The sequence below is a fragment of the Marinomonas mediterranea MMB-1 genome (assembly GCF_000192865.1).
GTDB lineage: Bacteria > Pseudomonadota > Gammaproteobacteria > Pseudomonadales > Marinomonadaceae > Marinomonas > Marinomonas mediterranea.
Genome location: NC_015276.1, coordinates 18,429 through 36,492, shown reverse-complemented (window position 1 = coordinate 36,492; position 18,064 = coordinate 18,429). Strand labels below are relative to the sequence as shown.

The window sequence follows — 18,064 nt, the reverse complement described above, 5'->3', positions numbered from 1 at the left end:
AACTAGAATAATGAAATACATCGTTATCTCACAACCGAACATGAAATATATAAGGTTGTGAGATACGAATACGATCTCGTAGTAACCCAAGCCGCCGCTCCCATTACCAATATATCTAGCGAAGCTAAGAACAAGATGCATTCAGTCAAAACAGATCACATTATCGTACTCGGCGCAGGAATGGTTGGCATTACCTCCGCTCTTGCGCTTCAGGAATCAGGTTTTAACGTGACTGTCGTCGAGCTAGGCTCGCCTGGACGTGAGGCAAGCTATGGCAATGCGGGCATTATTCAGACGGAGGCAGCCGAACCCTATGCGCTACCTCAAGACTTTCCGACGCTTGCTTCGTATCTATTTGAACGTTCAAATGATGTTGTGTGGACAATGAGCGGCGTCTTATCGATGCGAAGAGCACTCACCTTATATAACCAGTTTTCGAAAGTGAATACTCACAAAGCGCTATCGCAAACCTATTCCCAACTGACCTCTCGTTCGACTCAAGACCATGCTCCACTCATAGAGGCAAGCGAGGCAACCCATCTTATCCGTAAAAGCGGACTGTTTCTGGTTTATCGCAACGAGCAAAAACTAGAGAAAGCGACAAAGCATGCGACCACAATAAAGGAACGATATGGTCGCAACTTCCGCATTCTTAACGGGCACCAATACAAAAACGAAGAACCCGCTCTAAAAAGCGCGCCAGCAGGTGCCATACACTGGCAAGACAGCTGGAGTTGCAGCGACCCCGGCGCATTGACTAACGCGTACGCGAGTCTATTTCTCAAACGAGGAGGGCAAATAGTCCAAGGCGACGCGAAGAAACTATCACAAACTCAGCAAGGCTGGCGCGTTCTAGAGACATCAGAAGGCAACCTTGAAGCACAGCATGCCGTTATCTGTCTTGGACACACCTCTCCAGAACAGTTAAAACCACTTGGGTATCGAATCCCAATGATTTACAAACGCGGATACCATGCTCACTTCGCATCAAAGTCATTACCCCGAGTGCCTTTTTTAGATGTTGAAAATGGCATCTTAGCCTCGGCCATGACAAAAGGAGTAAGGCTCACCTCAGGGGCAGCACTGGTTAGCCTAAACTCATTGTCTGACCCAAAGCAGATTCGCAGAGGACAAGTGGCCATTCGGGATTTACTTAATCTTGAGGAACAGGTGCAAGAACCACAATGGTTGGGGGTTAGGCCTTGTTTGCCAGACATGCTACCGCTCGTTGGACCCGCACCGAACCATAAAGGTCTTTGGTTCAACTTCGGTCATGGGCATCAGGGCTTTACCCTTGGACCGACAACCGCCAATATTCTTGCTGATCAGATGGAGGGAAAAGAAAACCCATTGTCTTCTATACTCTCACCAGCGGCGAGAACATGGTTGTAACCTATGAAAGTCATTCGATAGGTACAGCGTGTTTTTGCCTTTTATAACAGTCTATTTTTATAAGAATGAGTGCCGTGCTCAGTCACTCGACTTACGTGTACGCTCCACATACGCCAATACTTGTTCCTTCGTACTTTCTAGGTGGGAAGTCAGAGATTGCACTGCGTCTTCCACCTGACCGTTTTTTGCAAGCTCAAGCAGTGTTGTGTGGTCTGAACGTGCACTGTCGGTATGATTGAGTAGATCAATGTGCAAGGCAACATAGCGATTGGCTTGAAGGCTCACTCGTTCCAATAGACTGTTTGTCAAAGTACGATCTGCAGCCTCATATAAAGCACTGTGAAATTGACTATTTAACGGCCCCCAATCGGCGACTCGGCCAGCGGAGTAGGACTCGTCCATTTCTTCAAGTAGGTTCTGACAATGATGAAAGTCACTGTTTTTCATGTTTGGAATCGCACGCCGAAACAGATCCGCTTCCAATAGAATTCGTACATCGAAAATCTCAGCTATTTCTTCCAGCGTATGCTTTGTGACCGTGGCGCCTCGGTTATTTTGAAACACCACCAGCCCTTCTGCATCAAGGCGCTTTAGCGCCTCTCGTATTGGCATACGGGAAACATCGTATTCTTCCGCGAGCATTTCCTGTCGAATCAAGCACCCCTCAGCCAGCTCTCCGGATAAAATACGTTTGCGAAGATCTGACACAATCAAATCGGGTAAACTCTGACGAACGACCGCTCTCTTTTGAACCAACGACTATCCCCTTACACTACTCAAACGATGCTTTATTGCCTCCATCATAATACGTGAAAGAGTCGTTAGCCATAAGAGCCCACTAGGGAAGGTACGAATAAGTCTTATGAACTTCCGTCTTATCAGAGAAACAGCCGATCAAGGCGAGAGTGAGCAGACATGTTGAATAATCAACGCCTTAGAAATCAAATTTTCTTATCCTTTGAAAGCCTTTCACCATACGGAGCAATGCCCATATCTCGTTTTAAATAATCAGGAAGTGCATCTGCGGCCCGCTGTGCTTCACGTATACTTAGCTTTTCTTTATAGCGCTTTTGACTTTCTAAATAGGCATTATAGCGATCTAACACTTTCTGGTTTAACCATAAAAATAACGTCAACATAATAGACCTCCTCAATAATTAAGCTTTATTTTGGGAGGAAATAGGCGTAAAAACGAACGTTATAATCTAAACAATACTATTAGATAATCTTATGAGCACTCGTTTAGCACATTTAAAAGCAGCCCATTACTTCGTGGTCGCCAGCGAAACTCAAAGCTATACCGATGCGGCGCGTAAGCTGTCGGTTACGCAAGCGGCGGTCAGTCAGCAAATACGATTGCTGGAAGAATACCTTGGCGTGTCTTTGTTCTATCGATCAGGTCGAAAAATGCTGCTAACCAGCCAAGGAAAGACACTCACGGACCACTTAAGCTCAGGATTCGAACAAATTGAACAGGGGCTAAACAGTGTGAAGCTCGAACCCATGGCTGGCAGCCTGACGGTATATGGTCTGCAAAGTATCAGCTCACTATGGCTTATGCCAAGACTTTGGCGTTTCTCCGACATGCACAGCAATATTACGGTCAGGCTCTTTTCAGCAGAAGAGCTACCAGACCTACAGTCAGGCGATATAGACGTATCTATCTATAACGATCCAATACTAAGAGAGGATACAGAAAATCAAATATTACTTACCTCTCCTATTGTACCTATTTGTTCTCGTGAACTGTTTCAACGCATCGGTTTTAAAGACATCGAAGATTTTCTATGTTGTTGGCTCATTCAAACAACGTTACCCGAATACAGCTGGTCTCAGTGGGGCAAGGAATACGATTTAACCATTGCGGGGAAAGAACATTTATGGGCAGAGGTCAGCTCTTGGTATATGGGTATCAGTGCAGTCAAAGCAGGGCATGGCGTCTTTTTATGCCCCGAATTTATGGTTCAAGAAGAACTAGAGCGAGGCGAACTTGTGAAGCCATTCGACCTTCCACTCGCCGAACCTCTCACGTTTTACTTAGCACATTCAAAAAAGTCACCGAGGCTTGAGCGTATCAATGCCTTTGTGAAATGGATACAGCAAGAAAGCGAGGGAAACATACTAAACCCATACAGCCCAACGAAACTATAAAATTAGACCTTTGCAGAAAATCACACAATAGCCTCAACAGACAGATATTACGCCACTTTAATAGGGCGCAGCATCAAGCTCTTCTTGATTAAACACTTGCCTAATGGTTTGCAAAAACAACTCTCTAGGCTTACTTGGCTGCGCGGTCTTCTTTGTAGCAACCGCCATGCCCAAATCATAAAAACGTTCATTGACGGCTATGGCTTGAATATCGCCCGCTTCGACATAAGGCGCAGAATACTTTTCTGGTAAAAAACCAATGTATTGCCCAGATAAAATTAACGCCAGTCGGCTATCGTAAAAGTAGCTAATTGCAGACAAGTTCATCTTAGTTAAATGTTCACTGACACCTTGATGGGGCTTCAAGCCTCCGTGCGTCGCCTGAAACAAATCAAGGCTTTCTAACTGTTCGCTTTCAGACATACGAGTCAAAGGGTGATCTTTAGCCGCGTATAGATAGCAGGTATCGCTATAAAGATGGATGTAATCCAGACCGTCCAATTTACGGTGATAGGGGATAAAACCGACATCAACCTCATCATTTAGAATCATGCGCTCAATGTTATTCATCGAAGCAACATTTGTGGTGATAGAAACCTCTGGCGCTTCAACAGAAAAATGATGAACCAACTCAGGGAAGCGGCTGCGAGGGTCTAAACTTACTTTATCAGACAAGGCGATACGCAATGAGCCAGTTAAACTGGAATTCAGGTTATTAACGGTTGAGCGAAACGCATCCAGCGTCCCCAATAGCTTCTCAGTCATTGCATAAATAATCTCACCTTCTTCGGTGAGAGAGAAACCGCCTCGCCCCCGCTTACAAAGTACAAGGTTTAATCGAGATTCGAGGTTAGATATGTGCAAACTGATGGTCGATCGACCGATATTGAGCGACGTTTCGGCGGCCGAAAAACCTCCGCAATCCACAACGGTCTTAAACACTTTCAGTTGTTTTATCTCGTAATCGCCTACTTGGCCAAGTGAATAACTTTTAGCGCTCATCAGCTTACCTTAATAAACTAGCCTTAATAAACTTACCAAATAACAGGTGCCTTACCTCTTAAGCTATTAGAATACCTCTAATAAAATATGATACCTATCAAAAATTAAATATTAGTTCGATTCCAGCACAACTTTAAGTTGAATAGATTGGCTTTCATCAAACTGAAACCTTCTTTACCTTGTATAACGTCGATTTGCACGATGCTCTGTGTAACTTCCCATCGACAACACTTCTTTAGACCAACGTGCATTGTTCTTCTGAAGTCTTTCAGCAGTCTTTTGTTTTAGCCCGTAGGCTTACGTCTGCGGGCTTTTTTTATGGGTTAAAGAAAAAGATTAAAAAGAGGGCGGCATGATAGTTTTGCACCATAATCGAACAGGTTAATTTGGCTTTTATTGATCCACCGTTATCTCGATATGTGCTATTACGGTGATTATGATAAAAAAATGCATATAAAACGAACACCTATGATTTGTCCTATTTCCACTTAAACATCTAATGAAATCAATCATAAAGCACTGTTTAGGTGCGTTAATCCTCTCTCAGAGATCAGTTATGGTGCTCTATCATTCTGATTTATTGACTCTTTTTATTGGAAATTGATTGTTTGATGCTGATAAAACTTTAAGTAGATTTCATACGCTTTAACAGAATCCGCCTTTTTGAAAGGATCGAATTAAGGAAACCACTTCGAGGATGAAGTAATCCTTTAAATACAAAATTATCACGAGGTAACACATGCTCAATACAGTAAAAAAACTAAAGAAGCACTTGGTTACGAGCTCTCTTGCCGTAGCATTAGGTTTTAGTGCAGTTGCTTCAACTGCAGCTCAAGCAGCAGATCACAATTGGCGTTTCGCAAACCTATACGGACGCGGTACAGCGTTCGGTGCAGTATACGAAAACCTGGCGAAGAACATCGAGACAATGTCTGATGGTCGCATCAAAGTACAAGTTCTTTACTCTGGCGAAGGCGTCGGTACATCAGGCATCCTAGGCGCAACCAAAACGGGCCTAGTGACCATGGGTGCTCCATTCCAATCTATGCACGCAGGTGAACTTCCTGCAGGTGTTGTCGAAATCGGTCTTCCAGGCGGAACTGACGATGTCGCAGAGCTTTCTACACTGTTCCACGAAAAAGGATGGGGCAAGGTTCTAACCGAAGCCTACGGCTCACAAGGTTTAGTGTGGCTTGACCCTTATATTCAGCCACCGGTTTACATCATCACCAAGAAGCCAATTACGTCTATCGAAGACTTCAAAGGTTTGAAAATCCGTGCGCCAGGCGCTTACGGTAAGTTCCTACGTAACCTAGGTGCATCACCGGTTTCTCTAGCTTGGTCTGAAATCTACACCTCTCTTTCAACAGGTGTTATCGACGGTTCTATCGGTTCTAACATGATTGACCACCGCGATGGTAACCATGTTGAAGTGGCTAAATACATGTACAAACTGCCTCTAGCAGGCGCACAAGTGTTGCCGATCATCGTTAACCGCAACGCTTGGAACAAGTTGACACCAGACTTGAAAGCCATTGTTAAAGCAGCGACAACCATACATGCTCAAGAACAAATGACGAAGTCTAAGCTTTGGGAATCACAAGCCGTTGCTGAAATGGAAGCAAAAGGCCTTCAGTGGAGCCCAGAGCCAAGTGCCTCTGACCGTGAAGCATGGGCAGCAGCAGGTGCAGGTCTATGGGATGAGTACGCAGCCGAAGACAAGTACAGCAAGCAGCTAATCGACATCCTGCGCAAAGAGCAATAAGTCGATATTGTGTTCCCTCTCGGTGTCTAGCCGAGAGGTTCTAAGCACGACTCAGGGTGAGTTTACAAGGTTAACGCCTTCCCTAAACTCGCCTTTTTTCATTCATCCCCTGAGGTAATTTCCATGATAACAGCAGCGATACGCAGCTATTGTCTTGTAGTCCACAAAGTAGTGGAATTTACAGGAAAATCAGTATCTTATGTAATGCCTATGCTGGCATTTGTCGTGGCCTTCGAAGTATTCTCGCGCTATTTCCTGAATAAGCCGACCATTTGGGCATACGACCTTTCACTCTTTATGTTTGGCTATATCGCCGCTTTGGGTGGTGCGTACGCGCAACAGCGACGCGCTCATATTAATGTCGATATCCTTTACAACCAAGTTTCTCCTCGTGTCCGCAGTATCTTTAATCTGCTTTCGTTTGCTTTGGCGATCTTCTTCATGGCCATTGTTCTAAAAATGAGCATTGGTAAATTCGAGGAAGCGATTGAATACAACTACCGTCGCCAAAGCGAATGGGCACCTCACATGCACCACTACTGGGTCATGATGGCCGTTGCAAGTGTGATGCTGATATTACAATTCTCAAGCGATTGGATGCGCGACGCATACCACGTATGTACTGGCACTACACTCTTGCCAGAATTCGACATAATCGACGAGGAAGACTAAATCATGATGAGTATTGAAGTATTAACAGGCGTATTACTTGTCTGTATTTTAGTGACCTTCGCACTGGGTGCTCAAGTGGGCTTTGCACTTGGTGGTATCGCTATGGCGATCGGCTACATAACGTGGGGCGATGCGTTGTTTAACGTGATCCCAACAACACTTGAAGGCACGCATTTTAGCTTTATCCTGCTCGCGATTCCTCTGTATATTTACATGGGACAATTGCTCACACGCTCAGGCATTGGCGACGCAATGTTTAATGCCAGTCAGCTAATCATTGGTAAAGTACGCGGCTCTCTGGCAATTAGTGTCGTTATTGTTTGTTCAATGATTGGGGCCATGGTGGGCATCATCGGGGCAGGCATCATGACTTCGGGAAGTATCGCACTTCGCCCGATGCTCGAACGCGGTTACGATAAACGCCTAGCACTGGGAGTCATCATGGCCGGTGGTGGCCTAGGGATTCTTATTCCGCCGAGCATTCCTATGATCATGTTCGCATCATCGACCCAAAACTCAGTTGGTCGCATGTTCATTGCCGCCTTGGTGCCTGCGCTAATCACCATTGTGTTGTTGATCACCTACATCGTTATCTCATGTAAGCTGAACCCAAAGAAAGCCCCACTCGATGTGGTACCAGAAACGCCACCGACCACCAAAGAGAAGCTCCTTGTAGGTCGTGACGGTCTTTTGTCTTTGGTGCTCATTGTGGCCGTACTCGGCAGTATCATAATGGGAATCGCAACGCCCACCGAGTCGGGCGCGATTGGTGTTGTTGGCGCCATTTTATTAGCGATTCTGTTCAAACGCTTTAAACCGCGAATGGTGCAGAAAGCCGGATTTCAGGCAGCACTTTTGGTCAGTGTCGCTATGTGGATCATCTTTGGTGCAACGGTATTCAGTAACTTCCATCTGCTGATGGGCGTACAGAATATGGTGGCCAGCTTTACACAGGATCTCGGCCTGCCGCCCATTATGGTGATCATCATGTTCCAGATCATCATGTTGTTACTGGGCTTTATTATCGATGAGTTCATCATCGTCCTGATGTGTGCACCGATCTTTACGCCGATTGCCGTATCACTTGGATTCGACCCGATCTGGTTTGGTATCTTGATGATTCTTAACATCGAGATTGCAGTACAAACACCGCCCTATGGGTTTGCCTTGTTCTATCTCAAAGGCATTGCTCCACCAGGAGTGACCATGCTCGATATCTACCGCTCAGTAACACCGTTCGTATTAATCAAGCTACTCGTGTTGATTATCTGTATGTGTTTCCCAGACCTAGTAATGTGGTTACCGAACAAAGTGATGGGATGACGACTTTCAGTCTAATCTCCTCAGTAATTTGAAAACCAAAGCGGCGTTGCCTCCCTAAGTAGCGCCGCTTTTTTATATATCTCGAAGACGCTACAAAGAATGGCGACTCTCAAGGCAACATGTTGCTTGCGACCTATGTAGCAAATCAAAAAGTTTCCATTTGCTCATCAAGGTGTATAAAAAATGGATTAAAAATTACCCTAACGTTTGAATACGTTTATTCAAAAAATGTTCCCTAGATACAGATATTATTTTATTGCTCTGTATCCTTTTCTAAAAAGAGCACGAGATTATTGCTGTAATACGAAAGTTTTTCGAAGAAAAAGCAACGTGAGCCTCTCAAGATATTATCTAATTCAAAGGTTACTATTTATTAGATTATTATCTATACTTGTACGACATTTCCGTACAACTGAGAGGTGGATATGAATACGGTGAGCGTAAATCAATTCAGAGATAAACTGAAAGCCTTTATCGAGCAGGTAACGGAAAACCACACCCCGCTCAAAGTAACCCGTAGAGCAGGCGAAGATTTTGTTGTCATTAGCGCCGACGACTGGGAAAGAGAGCAGGAAACACTCTATGTTCTCCAGAACGCTAGCTTGATGAAACAAATTGCAGAGTCATTACAAACTCATTCGAGCAATCAGGGATATAAGCCAACCAGCGAGGAAATGAATGAGATCACTGGTATTTGAAGGGAAAACTTGGGAAGTCTACGAAGAACTTCGAAAACGAGATGCAAAACTACATAAGTCACTCTGTAACCTCTTAAAAAATCTAGTACGAAACGACCCAAGCCAAGGAATAGGCAAACCAGAGCAACTTCGCCACAACCTCACAGGACTTTGGTCCAGGCGAATCTCGCAAAAAGACCGCTTAATTTACTCATTCGATGACGGGTATATCTATGTCTTCGCAATAGGCGGGCACTACGAGGGCTACTAACAAAAATCATAAGATGCACTAACCAGGACAGTATGAAATTTACGTTTAGAGAGCTTTACTTCGCAATCCTCGGCCTATTAACTGGAATAGCATTATGTGCATTAATCATTGATCAATATGCCGTTTACAGTTTATTAAAAAAGGAATTTTTTAGTGCTCTCGCGGCGTTCGGTTCAATTTTTGCTGCATCATCTGGCATCTGGGTCGCAATTACTGGTTGGAAAAAGCAGGAGAAGGAAAAGCTCGAAGAGCACCTTAGATCAGAGTATAAAAAAGCTTTAAAGTCTGCCAATGTTCTTCATGCTCTCGCAAGGAGAGTTCTTCTTCTTTCGGACTCTAAATCCACGTGCTTTCAAACCCCAAATTGGCGTTCAAAAACTATCGAAGATAGTTTGCTCAATGTGGTCGAACACATTGAGTGGCGAATATATGACCTCAACTATCAATAGTATAGATAATCTCTTTAGGAAAGAAACGCCATTTGATGATGTTAGAAATTGCTAGAGCCAATAACAATATCGAAGCTTGCGCAGTTGAAACCTCCATCACAGGAAATACAGAAGACAATAGGAGAATTACATAACAGTAAGGACAGCAGAATCTCTGAAGCTAACAGAGCTTGGAATCAATGGAAGGAGAAAGAGAAGGAGGTTTCCACGAATAACACTTAAAATCCAGCTAATAGTTTTTCTATATACAGCGCGCCGACTAACAATTAAGTCGAGTCGACTCCAATCCAAAAACAAGTATGATTTAGATAAAACAAATTAGAAGGGCAATACAAAAAAAAGGATTTTGTCGACAGAACAAGGATGCCGTGCACGCAGTACCGCAGTTTACTTTAGTAAATGAGGGTTCGAGTACACGGCATACAAAGCTATTTCGGAAAAGGTCGTTTTCTATGACATTCTCTTTAATATTATCGCGGCGTTTACTCCCCCAAAACCAAACCCATTGCACAAGACATAATTCAATGCCTTTTCCTTCGCCACCAACGGCACTAGATCCAAATCCGCCATGCTGGCTTCGGGTTCCTCTAGATTTAACGTCGGTGGGATAGTTTGAGTCCTTAGTGCTTGTGCACTGAAAATGGCTTCAACACCACCCGCTGCGCCGAGTAAATGTCCGATTGACGATTTCGTTGAAGAGATAGAGACCTCGTGGACATGCTCGCCAAACAAGGCTCTCAAAGCATTGATTTCACCTTTATCACCAACGGGGGTAGACGTGGCATGAGCATTCACATAACCAATATCCGCTACGTCGATCCCAGCCATTTTTACGGCCGCCTTCATGGCGCGCGCAGCACCTTCTCCGCTTTCTGGACCAGCGGTTAAATGATATGCATCGGCACTGGTGCCATAACCTGCAATTTCAGCCAAAGGCGTCGCGCCGCGCGCTAAAGCATGACTTAAGGATTCAATCACGAGCAAGCCCGCACCTTCGCCCATAACAAAGCCGTCTCGGTCTTTATCAAACGGTCTAGAAGCTTGTTCAGGCGTCTCGTTTCGAGTCGATAGTGCTTTTAGTGCACCAAATCCCGCTAAGGAGAGCGGATCAATACAAGCTTCAGCGCCACCAGCAAGCGCAATATTTGCTTCACCGCTTCGAATCAAACGCATCGCGTCACCGATTGCTTGTATACCAGCGGCGCACGCGGTAACGGGTGTACCTAATGGGCCTTTAAACCCATATTTTAGCGACACGTTGCCCGCTGCGAGGTTGGCAAGAAACGCCGGTACCGTAAAGGTAGAAACGCGCTTTGGTCCCGAATTCAGCAAGGTAGAATGTGCTTTGGTGATGGTCGGGAAACCACCAATACCCGTGGCAATAATCGTCGCAGTCGATTCTTTCTCTTCATCGCTTTCAGGGCGCCAGTTGGCTTGATCTAGCGCTTCTTTAGCGGCAGCCAAGGCATAAAGAGTAAACAGATCAACCCGTTTTCGCTCTTTAGGTGACAGATAGTGTGACTCATCCATGCCGTTGTCGAGCACATCAATACTGGGTACTTGTCCGGCGATCTTAGTGGGTAGGTTTTCGCACAGTTCATCCGGCAATGGTCGAATACCCGATTCGCCATTTATTAAACGAGACCAAACCGAGCCAACACCTAACCCCAGCGGGCTCACTAACCCCATCCCTGTAATAACAATACGTTCGTGATCGGGCCGAGCTTCCGAATGCTCATTGTCGAATGAGTTAAGATTGTCTGATTGTTGCTTGCCAGTCATTGGAACTCTCCTCTATAGTTCTGATGTCCTTATCCTAGATATGGGCAATATATGATCAAGATAATATTTAGGTACGTATCATGTCTTATTCATCCGAACACAAAGAGCAATCTCGTCTGCGCATATTACAAGCTGCGGCTAAGCTGTTTTGCCGTTACGGTTTTGACGCTGTCACCCTAGGTCAAATAATGAAGCAGGCAAAAATGACCCACGGCGCGTTTTACGCCCATTTTTCGGGGAAAAGTGCGCTTTATGAAGAAGCGCTTAAATTCGCCGCGTCGAACTCTTATTGGGCTCGTGCGAAAGCCAAGAAAAATGCATTAGACATTAATCTTAAAGCGCTGGTCGCAAGGTATTTAGGCAAAGCCCACGTCAGCTTAGAAGAGAGTTTAAGTCCCATGACGTTTTTAGTGACAGACGCCTCTCATAAAGAAGAAAAGGTACGCAAGGCATACGAAACCTGCTATTTCGATTTGGTGGATAACCTGACCGCGATAATGGAGCGTAAAGGCGTAAGAAACGCAAAAGTGCTCGCTGAGGACACCATTGTCAGTCTAGTCGGAACCGTTACAGTCGCACGCTCTATTGTGAGCATAGAAAAACAAAAAGCGTTTTTAGAAAGAGCGCAGCAACGTGTATTCCAAAAACTCGAACATGCACCCACTCATGGAGAGGGTTAATAAAGTGAGTTAGAGAGAGTATGAGGTAGAGAGTTAGCAGCCTGTTACCGTATCTTACTGCTGTTTGGGTACAGTTCAAAAAGAGACTCTTTTAACACCTTGTTCAAAGCCAAGGCTGCTTCTGATGGTGTCACCTGAGAGGACAGCGCACACAGCGTCAAATCAGGCAAACTGGGCAGTTCATGATCGATAGAGATAAGGTCATCGGGCATGCCCACTTCGGTACGTACCGTCATTCCCAACCCAGCGCTAACAGCGGACCAAATCCCCGCAAGACTGTGACTCGACATAACCTGTCGCCAATGAATTTGATTTTGATCCAATTGGCAGATGGCCGCTTCGCGAAACAAACAGGTGCGTTCAAACATGATGAGGGGAAGGGCGCTTGTCTGAGGAGGCGGCAACGGAAATTGAGTCTGCTTGGATACAATCCAACGCATTGGAAATTGAGCAATGACTTCATGCCACTTTGATGCCACGCTTCCATCCGTCCATACCCAAGCAAGATCTAACTTACCCGTGCGAACCCCGTCCAATAAATCTTTGTTTCGCGCCACCTGTATTTCAATTTCGATATTTGGGAATGCCCGACTGAAGGTTGCCAGCGCGCCGCTCAGTAACCTCTCTCCAAAGTCCTCTTGCAGTCCAATTGAGACTTTGCCTGTCATTTCATACTCAGCAAAACTTACAAATGCTTCATCGTTTATCATCAACATTTTTTGAGCGTAAGTAAGTAATCGCTCACCGAATGGCGTCAGTATAAGTCCTCTTCCCGACTTAACCAAGAGCGGGTGCCCCGTTTGCGCCTCAAGCTTTTTAAGCTGCGCACTGACCGCTGAAGTAGAACGATTTAACTGTATCGCCGCTTTAGCAAAACTGTCGAGTTGAACGCCTGTTACCAGTGTTCGCAACGCTTCTAAATCAAGTGTCGGCCTTCTCACAATTCAATAACCATCCTGTTTTTTAGGATTAATGATTCCAAATATTTCGATTTTTTAAACCATAAAACCATCTTAGTCTATTTGTATCGACTTATTCCAGTAAGCCATCGTTCTTGTAACGACTTCTGGAATCAACACGGAGACAAAGCAATGACAACTAGAGACACACATTCACCCGCTCAAACAGCCTTTGGCGATATCGCGTCAGAGTTTGCCAACCTAACGGATGACATCTTGTTTAACCAAGTGTGGAAAGGGCAAACACTTTCCAGCAGGCAAAGAAGCTTAATCACAGTGTCGGCTTTGGTCGCCATGAACCGAGGGGAGCAATTGCCATTTCACCTTCATAGAGCAATCGAGAACGGTGTGTCTATAGAAGAGCTCAGCGCGGTCATCACACATTTAGCATTCTATTCAGGCTGGCCATGTGCCGCATCGGCATTTGAGAGGCTAAAGGATGTGAAGATAGCGCAGGAACAAAAATGACATGCCACGCTAAAAAGAAGGTTAAAAGCACAAGCGATAAGAACAAGCAGAGACCTTTGTACAAAATCACGAGCGAAGCCGCGAAAAGGTCTCAGATACAGTTTGAAAGCAATATTAGGAGCAATACCGTATGCCACTTGTACGTATTTATGTAGACCAAACGAGATCTGATGCTGAAACTGCATCCCTTTCGAATACATTACAGGAGTGCTTAGTGTCGGACTTCAATGTCCCGAGAGACGATCAATTTCACATCATTCATAAACTGGATCGCACGCAAAGAACGATCAATACATCTTACGCAATGCCAAAAGGAAAGCAACGCAGTAATGATTGGATCTTAATTGAGATTACAGGAGGAAAACCTCGATTAAAGGAAATGAAAGCGCGCTTTTACAAAGTTGCTGCCACGAAAATTAGCGTCGCACTCAATATAGACCCAGCCGATATCATGTTTGTGTTATCACACAACCACATCGAAGACTGGTCATTTAGTCACGGCGACATCGCCACACTCCCAAAGGAAGCTTAATATGATTGCCGCACAATACTCGTTTACGTTACCCGCCACGTTTCCAATATCTGATATTGAAACACGAGTTCGTAACCTTGGACATAAGCTGGACAGCTTTCCGGGCTTAGGCTTTAAAGCCTATCTGCTTTCTACACAACAAGCGGGCAGTAAAATAAATCGATATGCGCCGTTCTACCTTTGGAAAAGCGAGACTGGCTTGGTGAACTTTCTAAAATCAGATGGCTTTCGAGGTTTAGAAGACAGTTTTGGACGACCGCAAGTCATTCAAACGTTACCACTTACGGTCTATACATCAGACCAAATCAAGCAGGCAACTTTCGCTGTACGAGACAGTATTCCTGTATACCCCGATAACACGTTAAGCGATCTTTTCGAGCAGGAAGACACACAGGGAAGTTTGCAAAAACAAGATACAAACTGCGTTGCTTATGTCGCAAGCCTAGGGAAGGTTCGAATGAGTCTTATGAGCTTCAGTCTTATCAGAGAAACAGCCTATCAAGGCGAGAGTGAGCAGGAATGTTAATACCTTTCAATCACTCTTAACGAAGATAGGCTGTTTCTCTGAAAGACCCAAAGGGCGTGGGCTAAGCTTTCTTTAATTCTTTGTTAACTTTCTTGCCAATATGCTCAATATTGGACAGCGAAACTTGCCTCGAATAAAGAAGAGTTATCCACACACTGAAGCCAGTGGACTTGTTCATACCTTCCCTAGACACTCAGGGTTGGGAATTACAGAGATGGCGCTTTTATCTTGAGCAGCCGGATGAAATAAAGGAATGCGAGAATACGGTTATCTATCAAGTTGGTTACGTCGCGATTGGCCCCGAGACCAGCGAGTCCACCTATTAATACGTTAATAAGCGAGTAACCCGATTAATGACCAATAAATAAAGGGCGGCAGATAGGGTAGGTTTAATAAGCCTCTCCTATCTTACCTAAATAAGCCTTGCCTAAACCTCAGATTATCCGTTTTCTTGCTGCTTATACCAATTCACCACTCGAGCAGCGATCTGTGGATTCGCTATGATGAAATGGCCATTTAATAACGTGTCGCGCTGATTATAACGGAACGGATCGCCCTTTGGTGTAATCAATACACCGCCCGCACCTTCAACAACAGCTTGTTGAGCGGCAGTATCCCATTCACATGTAGGGCCGCGACGAAGGTGCAAATCAGCAATACCTTCAGCAATACGACATCCTTTAATAGAGCTTCCTTTTGGCAGCTCTCTGACATGCTCGTATTCTTCAATCAACAGTTGTTTAAAGTCTTCCGGTAACGCGGGGCCGTGACTTCGGCTCGTCATAGCGACAAAAGGGCTGTTTGGTTCTCTGACTTTTATCACTTCCACATCGTCGCCGCGCCACTTCATCGCGCCCGTTGGAAGGTCGTTCCAGAGATCGTGTTTTCTTAGTGATTCCGTCGCACCAAAATACCCTTCAGACGTTGTTGGCAAATAGACAATGCCCAACACGGATTCACCATCAATCACCAACGCGATATTGATACTGAACTCTCCATTGCGCTTAATAAACTCTTTCGTTCCATCTAACGGATCTACAACCCAAAGTCGACGCCATTTGGATCTTTCTTCAAACGGTTTAACATCTTCTTCTGATAGAATTGGAATATCCGGTGTTAATTTTTTTAAGCCTTCAGAAATCACTTTATGTGCAGCTAAATCTGCTTCCGTTACAGGACTGTCATCAGACTTTTGTTGAATACCCAAATCCTCTTGCTGATAAATTTCCATGATAGCATCAGCAGCATTGTGTATTATTTCTTGTAGAGCTTTAAAAATTGGGTGGCGACCAACATCCTGCATAACAGCCTCAGTACAAACAATTTAGGGTTAACGCGATAACATATGAGTAAAGCAGAAAAGCAAGCCTCACCACAAGCGGTAAGATTAGATAAATGGCTTTGGGCCGCACGTTTTTATAAAACCCGCACACTTTGTAAGGAAGCAATCGACGGAGGAAAGGTAATTTATAACGGATCTAAGGGCAAAGCCGCCAAGAACGTCGAAGTCGGATCAGAGATCCGCTTACGCCTTGGTTGGGATGAAAGAACCATCAAGGTACTCGCTTTGAGCGAACAACGCCGAGGCGCGCCAGAAGCGCGCTTATTGTATGAAGAGACCGCAGAGTCCATTGAAAAGCGCGAACGTCGTGCGCTGGAAAATAAATCCTATGGTGGACGGATTATGGCCGACCACAGACCCAACAAAAAAGAACGCCGAGATATACGACAACTCAAAAAAGATGTCTTTAACTCATTTGACTAAACTCAGCATAAGAACCGAGTTAACCGCTTAACTCGGTTCTTAGCATTTTAAATACATACCTTGTTGATTTGAAATTAAACTGTTTAACTCCAACTCCATGAGAGTCTGCATCAGATTGGGTGCAGGCCAATTTGTCAGACGAATCAATTCGTCAAAGTCCAACCCAACCCTTTCTCGGTCTAAATGCGAGAACACTGTTTTGGCGTCCTCAGATAAATAGTCCGGTAAGCGATTCTGAACGGGCACATCGAATGTTTCCTTTACGCTTTCCCCTCCTGAATTCGTCAAGAGAGGCGACGTTGAGAAAGCGAGCTCAGTTGAGGACACGGGCTCAAGAGACGACGTATACCCACTGTCTCTAAATGATCTAGATGAAATCGCGTAAGACATAAACGGCGACTCTAAGTCTTCTAACAGGTCATTCGCGGAACGTACAAGGGTCGCTCCTTGGCGAATCAATGCATTAGGGCCTGATGCGAGTGTATCGCCAATATGGCCAGGCACAGCGTAGACAGTTCGATTCTGCTCGAGCGCATACTTAGCGCTGATTAATGAGCCACTGCGCTCAGACGCTTCGACAACGAGTACACCAGAACTGATACCGCTGATAATTCGGTTTCTAGGAGGGAACAAGTGCGCTCTTACTTCTGTTGTTAGCGGGTATTCACTTACTAGTACACCACCTTGTTCAACAATCTTCGTAAACAATCCGATATTTTGTTTCGGGTAGAGATTAAGCAATCCCGTGCCCATCACAACCACGGTCTTTCCTTGAACATCCAATGCGCCTTGATGAGCATAAGTATCGACGCCCATGGCACCACCACTGACAATACAGATGTCTTTCGAGGCGAGCGTAGCGCTCCAATCTTGCGTGGTTTTACAACTAAAACTTGAAGCACGTCGAGCGCCAACAACACCTAAACAAGTTTGATGCTGCAACACAGCTGGATGACCTTGCACGTAAAGAAACGTGGGGACCACCGGTATTTCTCGAAGTAAACGAGGGAAGCGGTCATCATCGCGAAATACGATGTGATGCTGCTCGTGAGCTTGCAGCCAATGCTTGGTTACTTCTCGCTTTTTCTCTGCGTCTTCAGGCAGAACATTCGAGTGTAAAAAGGCCATAGCGTGAATGGCGGTCGGCTTAGGCCATTTGAGTTTCTGCAAGGTTTCAATATCTAAACGGTCTTTTAACGTCGTTGCGGCTTGTAAAGGCGTTGCCACTTTTAAAGGCGTTGCAACTTGGTCAGTTTCTAATGTCTTTAGATACGTATAAAGGCGCGCTAATCTCGTAGGGCCAACGCCGTCGATAAAGCTGAGGCAAAACCATTGCTCTAGCGAAAGGTCTAGGTAGGTTTGATCCATATACGGTCCTTGTATTGATCATATTGATTGTCGTCGTTATTACGTCACACTTACTTGCATCACGAGCGCTATTACCGAGCGGCGTAACATGAATGCTCCCTCAAAACACATTTCTGAGCACAGGCTTTCACTTAATCATGAGGTGATTAAGACTTTCTATTGGCGCTATTCAATCATATTGCACAAAATTCGGCCATAGGCACTCGGCGTTGTCGCCTTGTTTGAGTTACAATAAAGAGAATCGAATAAGGCTTTTTGGGGCGACCCAAAACAAAGTCAGTA

At 45.0% G+C, this 18,064-nt stretch carries 20 protein-coding genes; 13 read left to right on the top strand and 7 right to left on the bottom strand.

What is annotated here, in order from left to right; all coding sequences use genetic code 11:
* The first annotated feature begins 57 nt into the window (after positions 1-57).
* Positions 58-1,392: an NAD(P)/FAD-dependent oxidoreductase gene (locus MARME_RS00180; RefSeq protein ID WP_013659248.1), complete on the top strand. Its 1,335-nt coding sequence runs from the start codon at positions 58-60 to the stop codon at positions 1,390-1,392.
* Positions 1,393-1,470: 78 nt separating this feature from the next.
* On the opposite strand, the gene MARME_RS00175 is transcribed toward MARME_RS00180, so the two are convergent.
* Together MARME_RS00175 and MARME_RS00170 are read right to left on the bottom strand one after the other, a co-directional pair.
* Positions 1,471-2,148 (bottom strand): GntR family transcriptional regulator, encoded by a 678-nt coding sequence (locus MARME_RS00175; protein WP_013659247.1) that lies wholly within the window; start codon positions 2,146-2,148, stop codon positions 1,471-1,473.
* Between the two features lie 185 nt (positions 2,149-2,333).
* Positions 2,334-2,531 (bottom strand): hypothetical protein, encoded by a 198-nt coding sequence (locus MARME_RS00170; protein WP_013659246.1) that lies wholly within the window; start codon positions 2,529-2,531, stop codon positions 2,334-2,336.
* 91 nt (positions 2,532-2,622) lie between these two features.
* Between MARME_RS00170 and MARME_RS00165 the strand changes: the two genes are divergently transcribed.
* Complete coding sequence (locus MARME_RS00165) at positions 2,623-3,543, top strand: LysR substrate-binding domain-containing protein (RefSeq protein WP_013659245.1); 921 nt, start codon at positions 2,623-2,625, stop codon at positions 3,541-3,543.
* A gap of 57 nt (positions 3,544-3,600) precedes the next feature.
* On the opposite strand, the gene MARME_RS00160 is transcribed toward MARME_RS00165, so the two are convergent.
* Positions 3,601-4,545, bottom strand: a complete 945-nt coding sequence (locus MARME_RS00160; protein WP_013659244.1) for a LysR family transcriptional regulator — start codon at positions 4,543-4,545, stop codon at positions 3,601-3,603.
* A gap of 739 nt (positions 4,546-5,284) precedes the next feature.
* Between MARME_RS00160 and MARME_RS00155 the strand changes: the two genes are divergently transcribed.
* The 6 genes from MARME_RS00155 to MARME_RS00130 all read left to right on the top strand — a co-directional run bounded on the left by MARME_RS00155 (position 5,285) and on the right by MARME_RS00130 (position 9,702).
* On the top strand, positions 5,285-6,310 hold the full coding sequence (locus MARME_RS00155; protein ID WP_013659243.1) for a TRAP transporter substrate-binding protein: 1,026 nt from the start codon (positions 5,285-5,287) through the stop codon (positions 6,308-6,310).
* Between the two features lie 123 nt (positions 6,311-6,433).
* Positions 6,434-6,982 (top strand): TRAP transporter small permease subunit, encoded by a 549-nt coding sequence (locus tag MARME_RS00150; RefSeq protein WP_013659242.1) that lies wholly within the window; start codon positions 6,434-6,436, stop codon positions 6,980-6,982.
* A 3-nt stretch (positions 6,983-6,985) separates the two neighbouring features.
* Complete coding sequence (locus MARME_RS00145; protein ID WP_013659241.1) at positions 6,986-8,305, top strand: TRAP transporter large permease; 1,320 nt, start codon at positions 6,986-6,988, stop codon at positions 8,303-8,305.
* 425 nt (positions 8,306-8,730) lie between these two features.
* Positions 8,731-9,003 carry a type II toxin-antitoxin system Phd/YefM family antitoxin gene (locus tag MARME_RS00140; RefSeq protein WP_013659240.1) on the top strand — a complete coding sequence of 91 codons (273 nt, stop codon included), beginning with the start codon at positions 8,731-8,733 and terminating at the stop codon, positions 9,001-9,003.
* A complete protein-coding gene (locus MARME_RS00135) occupies positions 8,984-9,253 on the top strand; it encodes a Txe/YoeB family addiction module toxin (protein ID WP_013659239.1) in 270 nt (89 codons plus the stop codon). Before MARME_RS00140 ends, MARME_RS00135 begins: the two co-directional genes overlap by 20 nt.
* Before the next feature lie 32 nt (positions 9,254-9,285).
* On the top strand, positions 9,286-9,702 hold the full coding sequence (locus MARME_RS00130) for a hypothetical protein (RefSeq protein WP_013659238.1): 417 nt from the start codon (positions 9,286-9,288) through the stop codon (positions 9,700-9,702).
* Between the two features lie 450 nt (positions 9,703-10,152).
* On the opposite strand, the gene fabF is transcribed toward MARME_RS00130, so the two are convergent.
* Entirely contained in the window at positions 10,153-11,484 is a 1,332-nt protein-coding gene (gene fabF, locus MARME_RS00125; RefSeq protein WP_013659237.1) for a beta-ketoacyl-ACP synthase II, read from the bottom strand.
* A gap of 80 nt (positions 11,485-11,564) precedes the next feature.
* Here fabF and MARME_RS00120 point away from each other — a divergent pair, with 80 nt between their 5' ends.
* Positions 11,565-12,164, top strand: coding sequence for a TetR/AcrR family transcriptional regulator (locus MARME_RS00120; protein WP_013659236.1), 600 nt, complete (start codon positions 11,565-11,567; stop codon positions 12,162-12,164).
* 44 nt (positions 12,165-12,208) lie between these two features.
* Here MARME_RS00120 and MARME_RS00115 read toward each other — a convergent pair whose 3' ends face one another.
* Positions 12,209-13,105: a LysR substrate-binding domain-containing protein gene (locus MARME_RS00115; RefSeq protein WP_013659235.1), complete on the bottom strand. Its 897-nt coding sequence runs from the start codon at positions 13,103-13,105 to the stop codon at positions 12,209-12,211.
* 150 nt (positions 13,106-13,255) lie between these two features.
* Between MARME_RS00115 and MARME_RS00110 the strand changes: the two genes are divergently transcribed.
* The 3 genes from MARME_RS00110 to MARME_RS00100 all read left to right on the top strand — a co-directional run bounded on the left by MARME_RS00110 (position 13,256) and on the right by MARME_RS00100 (position 14,649).
* Positions 13,256-13,591 (top strand): carboxymuconolactone decarboxylase family protein, encoded by a 336-nt coding sequence (locus tag MARME_RS00110; RefSeq protein ID WP_013659234.1) that lies wholly within the window; start codon positions 13,256-13,258, stop codon positions 13,589-13,591.
* 130 nt (positions 13,592-13,721) lie between these two features.
* A complete protein-coding gene (locus MARME_RS00105; protein WP_013659233.1) occupies positions 13,722-14,123 on the top strand; it encodes a tautomerase family protein in 402 nt (133 codons plus the stop codon).
* 1 nt (position 14,124) lies between these two features.
* Positions 14,125-14,649 (top strand): DUF4865 family protein, encoded by a 525-nt coding sequence (locus tag MARME_RS00100; RefSeq protein ID WP_013659232.1) that lies wholly within the window; start codon positions 14,125-14,127, stop codon positions 14,647-14,649.
* Between the two features lie 439 nt (positions 14,650-15,088).
* Here the strand turns inward: MARME_RS00100 and cysQ are convergent, their stop codons facing one another.
* A complete protein-coding gene (gene cysQ / locus MARME_RS00095) occupies positions 15,089-15,952 on the bottom strand; it encodes a 3'(2'),5'-bisphosphate nucleotidase CysQ (RefSeq protein WP_013659231.1) in 864 nt (287 codons plus the stop codon).
* A gap of 42 nt (positions 15,953-15,994) precedes the next feature.
* Between cysQ and MARME_RS00090 the strand changes: the two genes are divergently transcribed.
* On the top strand, positions 15,995-16,414 hold the full coding sequence (locus tag MARME_RS00090) for an RNA-binding S4 domain-containing protein (protein WP_013659230.1): 420 nt from the start codon (positions 15,995-15,997) through the stop codon (positions 16,412-16,414).
* A 39-nt stretch (positions 16,415-16,453) separates the two neighbouring features.
* Here MARME_RS00090 and dprA read toward each other — a convergent pair whose 3' ends face one another.
* Entirely contained in the window at positions 16,454-17,782 is a 1,329-nt protein-coding gene (gene dprA / locus MARME_RS00085; protein WP_013659229.1) for a DNA-processing protein DprA, read from the bottom strand.
* Positions 17,783-18,064: the final 282 nt, after the last annotated feature.

Coding starts and splice junctions, on each gene's coding strand:
- MARME_RS00100 (WP_013659232.1), top strand. CDS start 14,125: ATGATTGCCGCACAATACTCGTTTACGTTACCCGCCACGTTTCCAATA.
- MARME_RS00145 (WP_013659241.1), top strand. CDS start 6,986: ATGATGAGTATTGAAGTATTAACAGGCGTATTACTTGTCTGTATTTTA.
- MARME_RS00160 (WP_013659244.1), bottom strand. CDS start 4,545: ATGAGCGCTAAAAGTTATTCACTTGGCCAAGTAGGCGATTACGAGATA.
- MARME_RS00155 (WP_013659243.1), top strand. CDS start 5,285: ATGCTCAATACAGTAAAAAAACTAAAGAAGCACTTGGTTACGAGCTCT.
- fabF (WP_013659237.1), bottom strand. CDS start 11,484: ATGACTGGCAAGCAACAATCAGACAATCTTAACTCATTCGACAATGAG.
- MARME_RS00110 (WP_013659234.1), top strand. CDS start 13,256: ATGACAACTAGAGACACACATTCACCCGCTCAAACAGCCTTTGGCGAT.
- MARME_RS00150 (WP_013659242.1), top strand. CDS start 6,434: ATGATAACAGCAGCGATACGCAGCTATTGTCTTGTAGTCCACAAAGTA.
- MARME_RS00090 (WP_013659230.1), top strand. CDS start 15,995: ATGAGTAAAGCAGAAAAGCAAGCCTCACCACAAGCGGTAAGATTAGAT.
- MARME_RS00140 (WP_013659240.1), top strand. CDS start 8,731: ATGAATACGGTGAGCGTAAATCAATTCAGAGATAAACTGAAAGCCTTT.
- MARME_RS00135 (WP_013659239.1), top strand. CDS start 8,984: ATGAGATCACTGGTATTTGAAGGGAAAACTTGGGAAGTCTACGAAGAA.
- MARME_RS00105 (WP_013659233.1), top strand. CDS start 13,722: ATGCCACTTGTACGTATTTATGTAGACCAAACGAGATCTGATGCTGAA.
- MARME_RS00165 (WP_013659245.1), top strand. CDS start 2,623: ATGAGCACTCGTTTAGCACATTTAAAAGCAGCCCATTACTTCGTGGTC.
- dprA (WP_013659229.1), bottom strand. CDS start 17,782: ATGGATCAAACCTACCTAGACCTTTCGCTAGAGCAATGGTTTTGCCTC.
- MARME_RS00120 (WP_013659236.1), top strand. CDS start 11,565: ATGTCTTATTCATCCGAACACAAAGAGCAATCTCGTCTGCGCATATTA.
- MARME_RS00130 (WP_013659238.1), top strand. CDS start 9,286: ATGAAATTTACGTTTAGAGAGCTTTACTTCGCAATCCTCGGCCTATTA.
- cysQ (WP_013659231.1), bottom strand. CDS start 15,952: ATGCAGGATGTTGGTCGCCACCCAATTTTTAAAGCTCTACAAGAAATA.
- MARME_RS00170 (WP_013659246.1), bottom strand. CDS start 2,531: ATGTTGACGTTATTTTTATGGTTAAACCAGAAAGTGTTAGATCGCTAT.